We start from the raw sequence: 14,837 nt of genomic DNA, 5'->3' as shown, positions 1-14,837 counted from the left end.
GTCGATGGCTGGACATTCGAAGTGGAAAAATATCCAACGGCGGAAAAATGCTCAAGATGCCAAACGCGGCAAACTGTTCATGAAACTGGCGAAGGAAATTTATGTGGCCGCCAAAAGCGGCGGAGGCGATCCAGCGTCCAATCCGAGCCTGCGCCTTGTCATTGAGAAGGCGAAAGCGGCCAACATGCCGAGCGAAAACATTGAACGGGCGATTAAAAAAGCAACTGGAACCCAAGAACATACCAACTATGAGGAAATTCGCTACGAAGGATATGGACCAGGCGGCGTTGCCGTCATGGTCGTTTGCCTGACGGATAATAAAAACCGCACCGCCGCCAACGTGCGTGCGGCGTTTTCGAAAAACGGCGGCAATTTAGGGGAAACGGGCTGCGTCTCCTATTTGTTCGAGCGCAAAGGGCTGCTCGTGATTGACCGCGAACAGCACAACGTTGATGAGGATGAATTGCTGCTGTTGGCCATTGAAGCGGGCGCCGAGGAGATGGAAACAACGGACGAATCGTTCGAAATTTATACAGCGCCCGAATCGTTTGAAACGGTGAAAGACGAGCTGGAACAGCAAGGATTCACGTTTGCCAGCGCGGAAATTACGATGATTCCGCAAACGTATACGACGCTTGAGGGCGACGATTTGAAAAAAATGCTGAAGTTGATCGATACGCTTGAAGATGATGATGACGTCCAAGAAGTGTACCATAATTTGGACGAATCGGTGCTTGAGGAGTAGCGACGTCCGTCGGCGAAGCCGGCGGATTTTTTTTGTACATACGTTCGAAGGTCGTGGAACATAATGGAATATGATGATCGAGCGCCGTTGGCTCGAATCCCCGCCCCACTTTTTGGATCGGCGGCAGCTTGCTTGGCAAAAAAGCTGATGGATCAAGGAATAAAATGGCGTCCGCTGGTGAAACTAGTGGCGTAAAGGAACCATCATCCGAGAAGAGAGGAACAAACGATGCGAATTCTTTCCCTCATACTGTGGATCGCCGCCATCGTGTTGCCGGTTCATTCGGCCTCCGCCGCACCGGTTAAGATGACGATTGTGCTCGAGCGGCAATACTTGGACGGAGAGATGAGCGAAGAGAAAGTCACCGAAACCGTCGATTCGATGACAGAAATATGGAAAAAATATCGCGGTTGGCAACTCGTGACGCTCGATGATCAGACGATCGTGTTTCGCAAAACAATCAACGACATTTCGCCGTTGTTAAAAACAAACGGCTACTTCGGAATTACGGACGATGGCACGTTGTCTATCTTCAACGGCAAACCGGGCCGGTCGAGCGAAATCATCCAGTCGTTTTTCCAAATCGACGTGCAAAAGCTCGAAAGCCGTCAGCAAGAAAAGCTGAAGAAAGGAATTCGCGTCCTCTCGAAAGAGCGGTATGAACAAGTGATCGAAATGTACCGCCATTTTGCGGTCGTCCAATAAACCAGGCGAAAGCCCGTGGTGCAAAGCGCATCGCGGGATTTCTTTTTGCTATAATGAAATCATATGATACAATGAAAGGACGAAAAAAGGAGAGGAGCATCCATTGATCGAGTTTATCCGTGGGTATGTCGATTACGTCTGCCCGGAATATATCGTCATCGACCATAACGGCATCGGCTACGAGATCTTTACGCCGAACCCGTTTGCGTTTCAGGAAAGCCGCGAGGCGGCGGTGACCGTCTATACATACGAATATGTACGCGAAGGTGTGCACGCCTTGTACGGGTTCCCAACGCGCGAGGAGCGCAACTTGTTCGCCAAGCTGCTGCAAGTGTCGGGCATCGGGCCGAAAGGCGGCCTCGCCATTTTGGCGGCCGGGCGTCCGGATGAACTGGCGCGGGCCATCGAGGAAGAAAACGAGGCGTTTTTATGCAAGTTTCCAGGCGTGGGCAAAAAGACGGCCCGGCAAATGATTTTGGATTTAAAAGGGAAGCTCGGGGCGCTTGCGGCGCCGGCGGCTGCACGTTCGGCCGCACCGCTTTCCGGTGCGCTCGCCGAGGCGGTGGCGGCGCTCAAGGCGCTCGGCTACGCTGAACGGGAGATCGAGAAAATCATTCCGGCGCTCCGCGAAGAAGCGATGTCGACGGAACAGTATGTGAAGCGGGCGCTGGCGCTGCTTTTGGGATAAACAGCGGCCAAAGGGAGGAATGACGGTGGAGGAACGGCTTGTATCCGGGGAGGTCTTAGGGGAAGAAACTGCGCTTGAACCGAGTTTGCGCCCGCAATATTTGCATGAATATATCGGGCAAGATAAGATCAAAGAAAACTTAAAAGTGTTCATTGAAGCGGCCAAGCTCCGCGAAGAGACGCTCGACCATGTGCTGCTGTACGGACCGCCGGGGCTTGGGAAAACGACGCTCGCCGTGATCATCGCCAATGAAATGGGCGTCAAGCTGCGAGCGACATCTGGACCGGCGCTCGAGCGGCCGGGAGATTTGGCGGCGCTTCTCACTTCGCTTGAGCCGGGGGATGTGCTCTTTATTGATGAGATCCACCGGCTGCCGCGGGCGGTGGAAGAGGTGCTCTATCCGGCGATGGAAGATTATTGCTTAGATATCACGATTGGCAAAGGGCCGGATGCGCGCACGCTTCGCCTCGACTTGCCGCCATTTACGCTCGTCGGGGCGACGACGAGAGCCGGGGCGCTGTCGGCGCCGCTTCGCGACCGGTTTGGTGTCATCAGCCGGCTCGAATACTATCACGTCGACCAACTCGCCCAAATCATTGAGCGGGCGGCGGCCATCTTGCAAATCGGCATCGAGCGCGAAGCGGCGCTTGAGCTTGCCCGTCGGGCGCGCGGCACGCCGCGCATCGCCAACCGTTTGCTGCGGCGCGTCCGCGATTTTGCGCAAGTGCGCGGAGAGGGGGGAATTACGCTGCCGCTTGCTGTCGAGGCGCTCGAGCGGCTGCAAGTCGACCGGCTCGGGCTCGACCAAATCGACCATAAGCTGCTTTCAGCGATGATTGAAAAATTCGCCGGCGGCCCGGTCGGGCTCGAAACGCTGGCGGCCGTCATCGGCGAAGAAGCACAAACGATTGAAGAAGTGTATGAGCCGTACTTGATGCAGATCGGTCTCTTGCAGCGTACGCCGCGCGGGCGCGTCGTCACGCCGGCTGCGTACACCCATTTAGGAATGGAGGTTCCGAAGCGGTGAACAGCTTGCCAAAGTTGATCATGACGATCGGCGTTGTGCTCATCATTGTCGGGTTTGTCATGCAGTTTGTCAAACTCGGCCGCTTGCCGGGGGATATCGTCATCCGCAAAGGGAATATGACGTTTTATTTTCCCGTTGTGACATCCATCTTGCTGAGCGTTGTGTTATCGTTGATTTTTTACGTGCTCGGACGATTTCGCTGAAGGAAGGAGAACTGCATGAAAGTCGATTTGTTTGATTTTCATTTGCCGGAAGAGTTGATTGCGCAAACGCCGCTTCCAGACCGGGCGGCATCAAGGCTCATGGTGCTCGATAAACGAACGGGCGCCATTCGCCATGAAACGTTTCGCAACATTATTTCGTACTTGAATCCGGGCGACTGCCTCGTTTTAAACGATACGCGCGTCATGCCGGCGCGGCTTTACGGCGAAAAAGAGGAAACGGGCGGAACGGTCGAAGTGCTGCTGTTAAAGCAATTGGACGGCGACCGTTGGGAGACGCTCGTCAAGCCGGGAAAACGAGTCAAGCCAGGAACGAAACTCACCTTTGGCGAGGGGAAGCTTGAAGCCGTCTGCCTCGATACGCTGGAACACGGCGGGCGAGTGCTTGAGTTTTCGTATGACGGCCTGTTTTATGAAGTATTGGCCGAACTTGGGGAGATGCCGCTGCCCCCGTACATTAAAGAAAAGCTTGACGACCCGGAACGGTATCAGACGGTGTACGCCCGTGAAATTGGTTCGGCAGCGGCGCCAACCGCCGGTTTGCATTTCACCGAAGAGCTGCTTGACGCCATTCGCGAAAAAGGGGTGCATATCGTCTTCATCACCCTTCATGTCGGGCTTGGCACGTTTCGGCCAGTGCAAGTGGACGAAGTCGAGAAGCACGATATGCACGCCGAATTTTATCAAATGAGCGAGGAAACGGCTGAGACGTTAAACCGCGTCCGGGAGCAGGGCGGCCGCATCATCGCCGTCGGCACGACGTCGACACGGACGCTCGAGACGATCGCCGGCAAACATAACGGCCGATTTGTTGCAGAAAGCGGCTGGACCGACATTTTCATCTATCCGGGCTATGAGTTCAAAGGGATTGATGGGCTGGTGACGAACTTCCACCTGCCGAAATCGACGCTCATCATGCTCGTGAGTGCGCTTGCCGGGCGCGAAAATATTTTGCACGCGTATCAAGTAGCGGTCAAAGAGCGATACCGCTTTTTCAGCTTCGGTGATGCGATGCTCATCATTTGAGAAAGGAGACGAGCACGTTGACGACACCGATTCGCTTTGAACTGATCAAAACGTGCCGGCAGACGGGCGCGCGCCTTGGCATCCTCCATACGCCGCACGGCTCGTTTGAAACGCCGATGTTTATGCCGGTTGGGACGCTCGCCACGGTCAAGACGCTGTCGCCGGAAGAGCTGAAGACAATGGGGGCCGGCGTCATTTTAAGCAACACCTATCATCTTTGGCTGCGCCCGGGGCATGACATTGTCGCGGAAGCGGGCGGGTTGCATGCGTTTATGAATTGGGATCGCGGCATTTTGACGGATTCCGGCGGCTTCCAAGTGTTCAGCCTCAGTGAATTCCGCCGCATCGAGGAAGAAGGCGTCTATTTCCGCAACCATTTAAACGGCGATAAGCTGTTTTTATCGCCGGAAAAAGCAGTCGAGATTCAAAATGCGCTTGGCGCCGACATCATCATGGCGTTTGATGAGTGCCCGCCGTATCCAGCGACGTATGAATACATGAAACAGTCCATCGAGCGGACGAGCCGTTGGGCGGAGCGCTGCTTGAAGGCGCACCGCCGCCCGAATGAGCAAGGGCTGTTTGGCATCGTCCAAGGCGGTGAATATGAAGATTTGCGCCGGCAAAGCGCCCGCGATTTAGTGTCGCTCGATTTCCCGGGCTATGCGGTCGGCGGGTTGTCGGTCGGCGAGCCGAAGGAGGTCATGAATCGGGTGCTTGAGTTTACGACGCCGCTTCTGCCGGCGGACAAGCCCCGCTATTTAATGGGCGTCGGTTCGCCGGATTCGCTCATCGACGGAGCGATCCGCGGCATCGACATGTTCGACTGCGTATTGCCGACGCGCATCGGCCGCAACGGGACGGTGATGACGAGCGAAGGACGGGTGGTGATCAAAAATGCCCAGTACGCTCGCGACTTCTCGCCGCTCGATCCGAACTGCGACTGCTACACGTGCCGGAACTATACGCGCGCGTACATCCGCCATCTCATCAAATGTGATGAAACATTTGGCATCCGCCTCACGTCTTACCATAACGTCTATTTTTTGATAAAATTGATGGAGCAGGTGAGACAAGCGATCCGCGAAGATCGACTCGCCGATTTCCGTGAGGAATTTTTCGAACGCTACGGCTTCAACAAGCCGAATGCAAAAAACTTTTGACGACCGGAAAGGAGGGGGATTGCATGAACGCAGCGATCGCCAATTTGTTGCCGATTGTGCTGTTTTTTGTGATTTTCTACTTTTTGCTCATTCGCCCGCAGCAAAAACGGCAACGCGCCATCCAGCAAATGCAGGCGAATTTGAAAAAAGGCGATAAAATCATCACGATCGGTGGATTGCACGGCATCATCGACTCGGTCGATGAGGACAAAATCATCGTTCGCGCCGGCGACGGCACGCGACTGACGTTCGACCGCTCCGCGGTGAGAGAAGTGGTGGCGGAAAGCAAGGCGTAGCGAAAGCGCGGCCATCGGCGTCTAAGCTTGAGCGCCGATTTGAACGGCGGTGTGAAAAGCGCGAGCGAGACGCAATCTCGTTTCTTACCATCGCGCTCTCCATCACAAAAGGTGTCCCGTTTGCTTTGAGGACACCTTTTGCTTTTGCGCTGGTTTGTCGTTTTTACGTCCGTTCATAGCGCGACGATGACAAATTGACCCCGACGATGCCGCCTAAGGAAGCAGCGGCGAAAAAGGCAAGGTGGTACAGCCATTGTTCGACGGTAAACGATTTTTCCATGCCAAGAAATTGAAACAAAAAGATGATCGCCGTAAATAAGAGGCCGGTCAGCCCGCCGGCGAGCCATCCTTTTTCTTGGCTTTTTCCGCCGGCGACAACGCCGCCGATAAACAGCGAGACAACCGAGGCGGCAAACACGATCCAGGTGAGCGACGATTCGTGAATGTCCGTCCATTTGAGCAACAACGAAAAAATGAAGCTGACGAGCGCCGCCAACACAAAAACTGTGGCGATTCCATACACCAGTGCGCTGCCAAGCCGTGACACCGCGATCCCTCCTTGGCCCAAACGCTTTTTACCACAATATATTCACCGCCGGACAGGTTTAGACGTTTATTTTCGCTTGTTTTTGCCGGCCAGCCAGTGCAGCCCCGGAAGGTAGACGAGCTCTTCGCGCCGGATGAGCCGGAACAGAACGAGGCAGGCGGCATATAGGGCGGCTGTCGCGGCCATGGCAAGCAGCGTCCAAAGCGGTGCGGGCACCGCCAAAAGCGGATGGCGGGAGAGCGCATAGCCGATTGCGCCCGCAGCGATGATGGCGCCAAGCGCTTTGATGTACTCGCGCGCATCGATGGAAAAAGACACCACCTTGACGACCGTGGCAAAGTGAAGCAACGTCACAAGAACGGTGCTGACTGCAGTCGCCAGCGCCGCGCCCATAATGCCCAAACTTGGACGGGAAGCAAGGACGAAGATGCACACGAGCTTCACCACTGCTCCGATCAAGCTGTTCGTCATGGCGGCGTTCGCCAAGTCCAGTCCTTGCAAGACCGCCTGCAGCGGGCCTTGGAAATAATACAATAAGAAAAACGGCGCCATCACTTGAATAAAGATCGCGGCTTCACTTGTGCCGTACATCCAGCGCATGAGCGGCTCGGCGAACAAGTAAAGAACGACGGTGGAAAGGCCGCCGGTGACAAGCGACAAGCGCATCGCCTGGGCGATCCGGTATTCGACCAAAAGCAGCTTGCGTTGCGCCATGGCTTCGCTGATGGCCGGCACCAGGGCGGTCGAAAGCGCGTACGTAATAAACGACGGCAACGTCAACAACGGCAGCGCGTAGCCGACAAGCTGTCCGTATTGCCTTGTGGCAGTGGAGGCGGCGATGCCGGCCAATGCCAAGCTGTTGGCGACGACGATTGGCTCAAAAAACCAAGAAAGCGAGCCGATCAAACGGCCGCCGGTCGTCGGCAAGGCAATGCGCATGAGGCGGACGAACGTCTCTTTGCCGGCTTGGACGTAGTGAAAAAACTTTGTCCGCAGGCGAATCGATTTTTTAACCTTAAATAAAAACAGCAAATACAATAATGCTGCCAGCTCGCCGAGAACGGAAGACGCCATGGCGCCGGCGGCGGCATACTCGACGCCGTACGGCAAAAGCGGCTGTGTGCATAAAGCGATCAAGCTGATGCGGACGATTTGTTCCATCAAGAGCGAGTAGGCGTACGGTTTCATTTGCTGGCGTCCTTGAAAGTAGCCGCGCAGCACCGAAGAGATGGCGACGATCGGCACAATTGGAGCGATGGCAAGAAGCGGATAGTACGTGCGCGGGTCGGTGAACATCGTCCGGGAGAGCCATGGCGCAGCAGCGATCAACGCCGGCAGAAGCACGATGCTTAGCGCGCCGGTGGTGGCCAGCGACACGACGAGAATTTGTTTCACCCGCTGCCGGTCGCCGGCCGCCTCTGCTTCGGCGACGAGTTTGGAAATGGCGACCGGCAGCCCGATCTGCGTCGCGGTAATCGCTAAAACGAGCGTCGGCACGGCCATCATGTACAGCCCGACTCCTTCATCGCCGATCATGCGGGCGACGACAATTCGGTTGATGAAGCCGAGAATTTTCGTAATAAAGCCAGCGGCGATTAAAATGACCGTACCTTGTAAAAATTTAGACATTTTCTCCCCCTGCCTTCTCAAATGCCTCCGTCTTTTATACAATATATGCAAGGCCCATGGCCAAGCATGACAAGATTGGCAGGCGGCAATGGATACAAGGGGGTATGGGGGATGGATGAAAACCGGAAGCTGCGCGAACAGCTCATGCCGGCGCTCGAGTCGAAGTGCGATGAGTTTCGTCTTCTCGGCTATACGCAAGTGACGATGGACGGGCTGTGGGAATGTTTATGTTCCCGCAAGTGGAAGCATCGGCCGGCGGAAAAAAAACTGCATGAGTTGGTCAGCGACATTTTCTCTCTTTCGCCGAGCGAGTATATGATGTTTTTGACGATGCGTTCGTATAAGCAGCAGGCGGCCGGCGATGATGAGTTGGAGCGGGTTTTAAAGGAATTGTTATAGTGGAAAATTGACACTTGCCGGCTGCTGTTTCATAATGGAAGGCGAGGCCAATGTTTTGCTTGGCGCTGCGGCGGACGGCGCCGAGGCAAGTTGAAGGAGGATCTTAAGGAGAATGGTAAAACGAAGCCGCATCGTCGCCTTTTTTCTGCTCCTGCTTTTGTTCGCCGGAGTGATGGGGCCGACGATTCAAGGAATTGTACATAACATCAAACTGGGCCTTGACTTGCAAGGCGGTTTTGAAGTGCTGTATGAAGTGAAGCCGGCCAAAAAAGGCGATAAGATTGACCAAGAGACGCTGCAAAGCACCGTCAGCGCGCTGAATAAACGGATCAACGTCCTTGGCGTCAGCGAGCCGCGCGTTGACATCGAGGGAGGAAACCGCATCCGCGTCCAGCTCGCCGGGGTGAAAGACCAAAATGAGGCGCGCGAAATTTTGTCCACGCAGGCGAAATTGACGTTCCGCGATGTCAATGACAACGTGCTTATGGACGGAAGCGACCTCGTCCAAGGCGGAGCGAAGCTGTCGTTTGATGAAAACGGCCGGCCGAGCGTCGCTCTGAAATTGAAAGACGCCGACAAGTTCCGCCAGGTGACGGAAAAAGTATATAAAATGGGGCCGCCAAACAACATTTTAGTCATTTGGCTCGATTTTAAAGAAGGGGTGGACTCCTACCGGAAAGAAGCGGGCAAAGCTGATCCGAAATTTATTTCCGCCGCTTCAGTCAACCAAGTGTTCAATCAGACGGATGTGTCGATCGTCGGCAATTTTACGGTCAAAGAAGCGCAACAGCTGGCCGATTTGCTCAATGCCGGCGCGCTGCCGGTCGAGCTGCATGAAATTTACTCCACGTCCGTCGGCGCTCAGTTTGGGAAAAACGCCCTGCAAAAAACGGTGTTGGCCGGCATCATCGGTGTGGCGGCGATCTTCTTGTTCATGATTTGGTTTTACCGGCTTCCCGGGATCATCGCCGTCATTACGCTGTCGGTATACATTTATTTGATTTTGCTTTTGTTTGATTGGATGAACGTCGTTATGACGCTGCCAGGCATTGCCGCCCTGATTTTGGGGGTTGGGATGGCGGTCGATGCCAACATTATTACGTACGAACGGATCAAAGAGGAGCTGAAGCTCGGCAAGTCGATGCTGTCGGCGTTCCGTGCTGGCAACCGCGGGTCGTTTGCGACGATTTTTGACGCCAACCTTACGACGATCATCGCCGGCGCTGTTCTTTTTATTTACGGGACAAGCTCGGTGAAAGGGTTTGCGACGACGCTCATCATCAGCATCGTCGTCAGCTTTCTCACCGCCGTTTACGGCACGCGGCTGTTGCTCGGACTGCTTGTGTCAAGCCGCTGGCTCGATAAAAAGCCGGAGTGGTTTGGCGTCAAAAAGTCGGAAATCTTAAACATTGCCGAAACGACCGAGGAAACGGAAGTGCCGACGAAGTTTGACCGCTGGGATTTTGTCAAACATAGCAAAAAGTTTTTCATTTTCTCTGGCGCATTGACGATCGCCGGCGTCATCTCGTTGTTTGCCCTGGGGCTGAATCTTGGCATTGACTTCACGAGCGGAACGCGCGTTGAGGTGACGAGCAGCCAGCCGATCGATGCAAAAGAGTTGAGCGGCTATTTCGAGCGGCTCGGCTACAAGCCGGAAGATGTCGTCCTGTCCGGCACGGATGGGAAAACAGGCGTCGTCCGCTTGATTGGCGTGCTCGATAAGCAAGAAATTGCCAAGCTGAAAAATGAATTGAAGCAAGCGTATGGCAACGAACCAAACATCAGCACCGTCTCTCCGGTCGTCGGCAAGCAGCTGGCTCGCAACGCGCTCATTGCTGTGCTTATTTCATCCATCGGCATCATTCTTTACGTGACGATTCGCTTTGAGTGGCGAATGGCGCTCGCAGCCATTGTCGCCTTATTGCACGATGCGTTTTTTATTATTACCGTGTTCAGCTTGACGCGTCTTGAAGTCGATTTGACATTCATCGCCGCGGTGCTGACGATCATCGGGTACTCGATCAACGATACGATCGTCACGTTTGACCGCATCCGGGATTTGATGAAAAAGCGGAAAGTGAAAACGGTCGACGACTTGAAGCATATCGTCAACCGGGCGTTGCAGCAAACATTTACGCGCTCGGTCAATACCGTCTTGACCGTCTTGTTTACGGTCATCGCGTTGCTCATCTTTGGCAGCGAAGCGATCCGCAATTTCAACCTCGCCTTGCTCGTTGGACTTGTGTGCGGCGTCTATTCGTCGCTTTGCATCGCTTCTCAGCTTTGGGTCGTTTGGAAAGGACAGGAGCTCAAAAAAGGGAAAGGAGCCAAAAAAGCGGCGGCCGAGGCCGAACCGCAAGTGTAACAGCGCGCCGGAAAAGCGAATGTGCTTTTCCGGCGCCTTTTTGTTCGGTGCAATGCTTAGGGCGGAAAATGGATACACTAACCGTCAGATGCAACATAGGCAGCGCGTGAGGCTGCTGAATGCAAAGGTGGGGGAGATGGCCATGGAACACGAACAGCGGTTCAGGCAGGCGAAAACGGCAGCGATCGTCGGGATCGCTGGAAATATGGCGCTTGCTGCTGTCAAGGCGGCGGTCGGCGTGTGGAGCCAAAGCCAAGCGTTGATCGCTGATGCCGCCCATTCAGCGTCCGATGTTGCCGGCTCGTTCGCCGTTTGGGTCGGACTGCGGGCCGCTGCGCGCCCGCCGGATGAGGATCATCCGTACGGGCATGGGAAAGCGGAATCAATCGCCGCCATTATTGTGGCGGTTCTTCTATTTCTCGTTGGGATCGAGATCGGGCGCTCGGCGTTTCTGTCATTTTTCGCCCCACTGTCGCCGCCCGGGGCGGCCGCCATTTACGTCTTGTTGTTGTCGATTGCTGTCAAAGAAGCGATGTTTCGCTATAAATACCGGCTCGGGAAAAAGCTAAACAGCGATGCGCTGATCATCAACGCCTATGAGCACCGATCGGATGTGTTTTCGTCGTTTGCTGCGCTCATCGGCGTCGGCGCCGCCATTGTCGGTGGAAAATGGGAGATTGACTGGCTTGTATACGCCGACCCGCTCGCCGGATTGTTCGTCTCGCTGCTTGTTCTGAAAATGGCATGGGACCTTGGCCGACAGTCGGTCCATACGGCGATCGACCATGTGCTTCACGAGGAAGAGGCCGGCTATTTGCGCGAGGCGGTCTTGTCCATTCCCGATGTGCGGCAAATCAATGAGCTGCATGCGCGCGAGCACGGCCATTACGTCATCGTCGATTTGAAAATCGCCGTCGATCCGCAATTGACGGTCGAAGAGGGGCACCGGATCGGAAAGAAAGTGAAAGAAAAACTGCTGACGCTGCCGCGCGTCCGCAATGTCATGGTTCACATCAACCCGTACAACCCGGAAAAAAAACCGTAATGTCGTTGCCTGCCCTTTTCTCCTTTTTGTATAATAAGGAGAGTTGAGGTGGGAGACATGTTGAAAGCGAAAACGCGTTGGGAGGTGGAGCGCCTCGATGAGCAGGCGGTGAGGCGGCTGGCTGAGGAAGCCGGCGTCACGCCCTTATTGGCGAGGCTTCTCGTCCGCCGCGGGGTGCGGACGGCCTCGGAGGCGGCGGCGTTTCTCAATCCGCTTGAGCAACCGTTTCATGATCCGTTTTTGCTTGATGGGATGGAGCGAGCGATTCAGCGTCTAAAGCGGGCGATCGACGCGGGTGAACGCGTGTTGGTATACGGCGATTACGATGCCGATGGCGTTTGCAGCACGTCGGTGATGGTGAGTGCTCTCAAGGAGGCGGGGGCGTCGGTCGAGTTCTACATTCCGAACCGATTTACGGAAGGATACGGGCCGAACATGGCGGCGTTTCGCTCCGCAAAAGAGCGCGGCGTTTCCGTCATTGTGACCGTCGACAATGGGATTGCGGCGGTCAAGGAAATTGCGGCCGCCAACGAGTGGGGGATGGATGTCATCGTAACGGATCACCACGAGCCAGGTCCGGTGTTGCCGGAGGCGCATGCGATCATTCATCCGAAGCAGCCGGGAAGTACATATCCGTTTCGCGATTTAGCCGGCGTCGGCGTTGCGTTTAAGGTAGCCCATGCCTTGCTTGGGCGGGTGCCGCGCCATTTGCTTGATTTGGTCGCGATCGGCACGATCGCTGATTTGGTTCCGCTTGTTGGGGAAAACCGCCTCTTTGTTGCACACGGGCTTGAAGCGTTGCGAGCGACGGAGCGCATCGGGCTGCGCGCTCTTTTTCGGCAATGCCGCATTGATGCGGCGGCCATCAACGAACAGACGGTCGGATTTGTCATCGCTCCGCGCTTGAACGCGGCGGGGCGCCTCGGCGGCGCCGATCCGGCAGTGGCGCTCTTAATGACGGACGATGAGAACGAAGCGGTGCAGCTGGCGGCGGAGATGGACGAGTTAAACCGCGAACGTCAGCAGCTTGTGGCACAAATCGCTGAAGAAGCGGCGGACATGGTGCGCCGCCAATTTCCTCCTGAGGAACATCGCGTCTTGGTTGTGGCAGGCGAAGGATGGAATGCCGGAGTGGTGGGCATTGTCGCTTCTAAGCTTGTCGAGCAGTTTTACCGCCCGGCGGTCGTGCTTTCAATCGACCGGGAAAAAGGGATCGCCAAAGGGTCAGCCCGCAGCATTCATGGGTTTGACTTATTCGCCAGCCTGTCGCAATGCCGCGACCTGTTGCCGCACTTTGGCGGCCACCCGATGGCGGCGGGGATGACATTGTCGCTTGATGATGTCGAAGAATTACGGCAACGGCTGAACGACATCGCCGCCGAAACGTTGTCTGAGGACGATTTTACGCCGCCGACGTTCATTGATGCTTCCTGTTCGATTGCTGAGTTGACGCTGTCGGCCGCCCGCAGCCTTGAGCGGTTCGCTCCGTTTGGCGTCGGCAATCCGCGGCCGCTTGTTCTCATTGAAGGGGCGTCCGTTGAAACCATGCGGCGCGTCGGGGCGAACGGAGCCCATATGAAAGCCGTCTTTTCCCAAGACGGGGCCGCGATCGATGCCATCGGCTTCGGCCTTGGGCCGTTATGCGAAGAAATCGCTCCGGATGCGCGCATTTCGGCGGTCGGGGAGCTGTCGGTGAACGAATGGAACGGGTTCGCCAAGCCGCAGCTGTCGTTGTGTGATCTGGCGGTCAGCGACTGCCAGCTGTTTGACGTCCGCGGCTGCCGCGACGTCCGTCCACTTCTTGAGCGGCTGCCAAAAGAGAAGCGGCTAGTCGTCTCCTTTCGCTGTGAAACTGGGCAGCGCCCGGACGTGGCGCCATTTCGCGGGGAGCTTCATTGCGTGCCGACCGAAGAAGAGGCGGGCGCCTTATCGATTGACGACCGCTATGTCGTGCTGCTTGACGTGCCGCCGCGGCTGGCCTTGCTGTCGGCGCTTCTTGGCAGCGGGCGGCCGGCGCGCATTTACGCGGTGTTTGCCCAGCCCGAGGCGCAATTTTTCCGCACGTTTCCGACGCGCGACCATTTTAAATGGTTTTACGCCTTTTTGCATCAACACCGTTCGTTTCCGCTCGCCAAGCGCGGTGGTGAGCTGGCCCGCGCCCGCGGTTGGACGGAAGAGACGGTTCATTTTATGGCGAAAGTATTTTTAGAGCTTGACTTTATCAACGAACAAAACGGCGTCATTTCGCTCGTTCATCAGCCGGCGAAGCGCGATTTGCACGAATCGCCGACGTACCGCCGGCGGCGGGACGAGCTCGAGGCGGAGCATCAGTTAGTCTATTCCACTTACGAGCAATTGAAACGCTGTTTGGCGGAAATGACACGTTCGCAAACGCACGAGGAGGCAAACGTATCATGGACTTAAAACAATACATTACGATTGTGCCCGATTTCCCGAAGCCGGGCATCATGTTTAAAGATATTACAACGCTGATGGACAACGGTCCGGCGTACAAATATGCGACCGACCAAATTGTTCAATATGCGCGCGAAAAACAAATCGATATCGTCGTTGGTCCGGAAGCGCGCGGCTTTATCATCGGATGCCCAGTCGCCTATGCGCTTGGCGTCGGATTTGCGCCGGTGCGCAAGGAAGGGAAGCTGCCGCGCGAAGTCGTCCGTGTGGAGTATGGCCTGGAATATGGAACAGATGTCTTGACGATGCATAAAGATGCCATTAAGCCAGGGCAGCGCGTGTTGATCACCGACGATTTGCTGGCGACGGGCGGGACGATGCGGGCGACGATCGATTTGGTGGAACAGCTCGGCGGAGTGGTGGCCGGATTGGCGTTTTTGATTGAGCTTACCGAGCTTGGCGGCCGCAAAAAATTGGAAGGCTACGATATTTTGACGCTGATGCAGTTTTAAACAGTCGACATTGTTCGCATCTTCGGATACAATAAAGAAAAAAGGGGCACTCACACA

General features: G+C 55.6%; 15 protein-coding genes. 13 read left to right on the top strand and 2 right to left on the bottom strand.

Features of this window, described 5'->3' with window-relative positions:
- The first annotated feature begins 4 nt into the window (after window positions 1-4).
- The 8 genes from ABS784_RS02685 to yajC all read left to right on the top strand — a co-directional run bounded on the left by ABS784_RS02685 (window position 5) and on the right by yajC (window position 5,868).
- Window positions 5-745, top strand: a complete 741-nt coding sequence (locus tag ABS784_RS02685; RefSeq protein WP_014196414.1) for a YebC/PmpR family DNA-binding transcriptional regulator — start codon at window positions 5-7, stop codon at window positions 743-745.
- Between the two features lie 228 nt (window positions 746-973).
- Window positions 974-1,450, top strand: coding sequence for an intercompartmental signaling factor BofC (locus ABS784_RS02680; RefSeq protein ID WP_011232069.1), 477 nt, complete (start codon window positions 974-976; stop codon window positions 1,448-1,450).
- A 103-nt stretch (window positions 1,451-1,553) separates the two neighbouring features.
- Complete coding sequence (gene ruvA / locus ABS784_RS02675; protein WP_011232068.1) at window positions 1,554-2,138, top strand: Holliday junction branch migration protein RuvA; 585 nt, start codon at window positions 1,554-1,556, stop codon at window positions 2,136-2,138.
- A gap of 25 nt (window positions 2,139-2,163) precedes the next feature.
- Window positions 2,164-3,165 (top strand): Holliday junction branch migration DNA helicase RuvB, encoded by a 1,002-nt coding sequence (gene ruvB / locus ABS784_RS02670; RefSeq protein WP_011232067.1) that lies wholly within the window; start codon window positions 2,164-2,166, stop codon window positions 3,163-3,165.
- Complete coding sequence (locus tag ABS784_RS02665; protein ID WP_013524224.1) at window positions 3,162-3,368, top strand: DUF2905 domain-containing protein; 207 nt, start codon at window positions 3,162-3,164, stop codon at window positions 3,366-3,368. The genes ruvB and ABS784_RS02665 overlap by 4 nt, the downstream gene beginning before the upstream one ends.
- Before the next feature lie 15 nt (window positions 3,369-3,383).
- Window positions 3,384-4,412 carry a tRNA preQ1(34) S-adenosylmethionine ribosyltransferase-isomerase QueA gene (gene queA, locus ABS784_RS02660; RefSeq protein WP_023633730.1) on the top strand — a complete coding sequence of 343 codons (1,029 nt, stop codon included), beginning with the start codon at window positions 3,384-3,386 and terminating at the stop codon, window positions 4,410-4,412.
- Between the two features lie 17 nt (window positions 4,413-4,429).
- Window positions 4,430-5,572, top strand: a complete 1,143-nt coding sequence (gene tgt / locus ABS784_RS02655) for a tRNA guanosine(34) transglycosylase Tgt (RefSeq protein ID WP_033014797.1) — start codon at window positions 4,430-4,432, stop codon at window positions 5,570-5,572.
- A 23-nt stretch (window positions 5,573-5,595) separates the two neighbouring features.
- Window positions 5,596-5,868: a preprotein translocase subunit YajC gene (gene yajC, locus ABS784_RS02650; RefSeq protein WP_023633728.1), complete on the top strand. Its 273-nt coding sequence runs from the start codon at window positions 5,596-5,598 to the stop codon at window positions 5,866-5,868.
- A 163-nt stretch (window positions 5,869-6,031) separates the two neighbouring features.
- Here yajC and ABS784_RS02645 read toward each other — a convergent pair whose 3' ends face one another.
- Both ABS784_RS02645 and spoVB read right to left on the bottom strand, forming a co-directional pair.
- Window positions 6,032-6,415: a TIGR04086 family membrane protein gene (locus tag ABS784_RS02645; RefSeq protein ID WP_033006360.1), complete on the bottom strand. Its 384-nt coding sequence runs from the start codon at window positions 6,413-6,415 to the stop codon at window positions 6,032-6,034.
- Between the two features lie 66 nt (window positions 6,416-6,481).
- Window positions 6,482-8,044, bottom strand: coding sequence for a stage V sporulation protein B (gene spoVB / locus ABS784_RS02640; protein WP_033025909.1), 1,563 nt, complete (start codon window positions 8,042-8,044; stop codon window positions 6,482-6,484).
- A gap of 111 nt (window positions 8,045-8,155) precedes the next feature.
- Between spoVB and ABS784_RS02635 the strand changes: the two genes are divergently transcribed.
- From ABS784_RS02635 to ABS784_RS02615, 5 genes are all read left to right on the top strand, one after another.
- Window positions 8,156-8,443, top strand: coding sequence for a post-transcriptional regulator (locus ABS784_RS02635; RefSeq protein WP_013524218.1), 288 nt, complete (start codon window positions 8,156-8,158; stop codon window positions 8,441-8,443).
- Window positions 8,444-8,555: 112 nt separating this feature from the next.
- Window positions 8,556-10,808, top strand: coding sequence for a protein translocase subunit SecDF (gene secDF, locus ABS784_RS02630; RefSeq protein WP_047758105.1), 2,253 nt, complete (start codon window positions 8,556-8,558; stop codon window positions 10,806-10,808).
- A gap of 136 nt (window positions 10,809-10,944) precedes the next feature.
- Window positions 10,945-11,853, top strand: coding sequence for a cation diffusion facilitator family transporter (locus ABS784_RS02625; protein WP_014196411.1), 909 nt, complete (start codon window positions 10,945-10,947; stop codon window positions 11,851-11,853).
- 57 nt (window positions 11,854-11,910) lie between these two features.
- Window positions 11,911-14,277, top strand: coding sequence for a single-stranded-DNA-specific exonuclease RecJ (recJ, locus tag ABS784_RS02620; RefSeq protein WP_047758190.1), 2,367 nt, complete (start codon window positions 11,911-11,913; stop codon window positions 14,275-14,277).
- A complete protein-coding gene (locus ABS784_RS02615; RefSeq protein ID WP_013144641.1) occupies window positions 14,268-14,780 on the top strand; it encodes an adenine phosphoribosyltransferase in 513 nt (170 codons plus the stop codon). Before recJ ends, ABS784_RS02615 begins: the two co-directional genes overlap by 10 nt.
- Window positions 14,781-14,837 lie beyond the last annotated feature (57 nt).

Origin of the sequence: Geobacillus sp. G4 (assembly GCF_040327975.1) — a bacterium.
GTDB lineage: Bacteria > Bacillota > Bacilli > Bacillales > Anoxybacillaceae > Geobacillus > Geobacillus thermoleovorans.
Note: the sequence above shows the minus strand (reverse complement) of the source record. Positions and strands in the feature narration are given on the sequence as shown.

Excerpts from the sequence above, each read along its gene's own strand:
- ABS784_RS02615 (WP_013144641.1), top strand. The coding sequence starts at position 14,268 with ATGGACTTAAAACAATACATTACGATTGTGCCCGATTTCCCGAAGCCG.
- recJ (WP_047758190.1), top strand. The coding sequence starts at position 11,911 with ATGTTGAAAGCGAAAACGCGTTGGGAGGTGGAGCGCCTCGATGAGCAG.
- secDF (WP_047758105.1), top strand. The coding sequence starts at position 8,556 with ATGGTAAAACGAAGCCGCATCGTCGCCTTTTTTCTGCTCCTGCTTTTG.
- spoVB (WP_033025909.1), bottom strand. The coding sequence starts at position 8,044 with ATGTCTAAATTTTTACAAGGTACGGTCATTTTAATCGCCGCTGGCTTT.
- ABS784_RS02680 (WP_011232069.1), top strand. The coding sequence starts at position 974 with ATGCGAATTCTTTCCCTCATACTGTGGATCGCCGCCATCGTGTTGCCG.
- ABS784_RS02685 (WP_014196414.1), top strand. The coding sequence starts at position 5 with ATGGCTGGACATTCGAAGTGGAAAAATATCCAACGGCGGAAAAATGCT.
- queA (WP_023633730.1), top strand. The coding sequence starts at position 3,384 with ATGAAAGTCGATTTGTTTGATTTTCATTTGCCGGAAGAGTTGATTGCG.
- ABS784_RS02625 (WP_014196411.1), top strand. The coding sequence starts at position 10,945 with ATGGCCATGGAACACGAACAGCGGTTCAGGCAGGCGAAAACGGCAGCG.
- yajC (WP_023633728.1), top strand. The coding sequence starts at position 5,596 with ATGAACGCAGCGATCGCCAATTTGTTGCCGATTGTGCTGTTTTTTGTG.
- ABS784_RS02635 (WP_013524218.1), top strand. The coding sequence starts at position 8,156 with ATGGATGAAAACCGGAAGCTGCGCGAACAGCTCATGCCGGCGCTCGAG.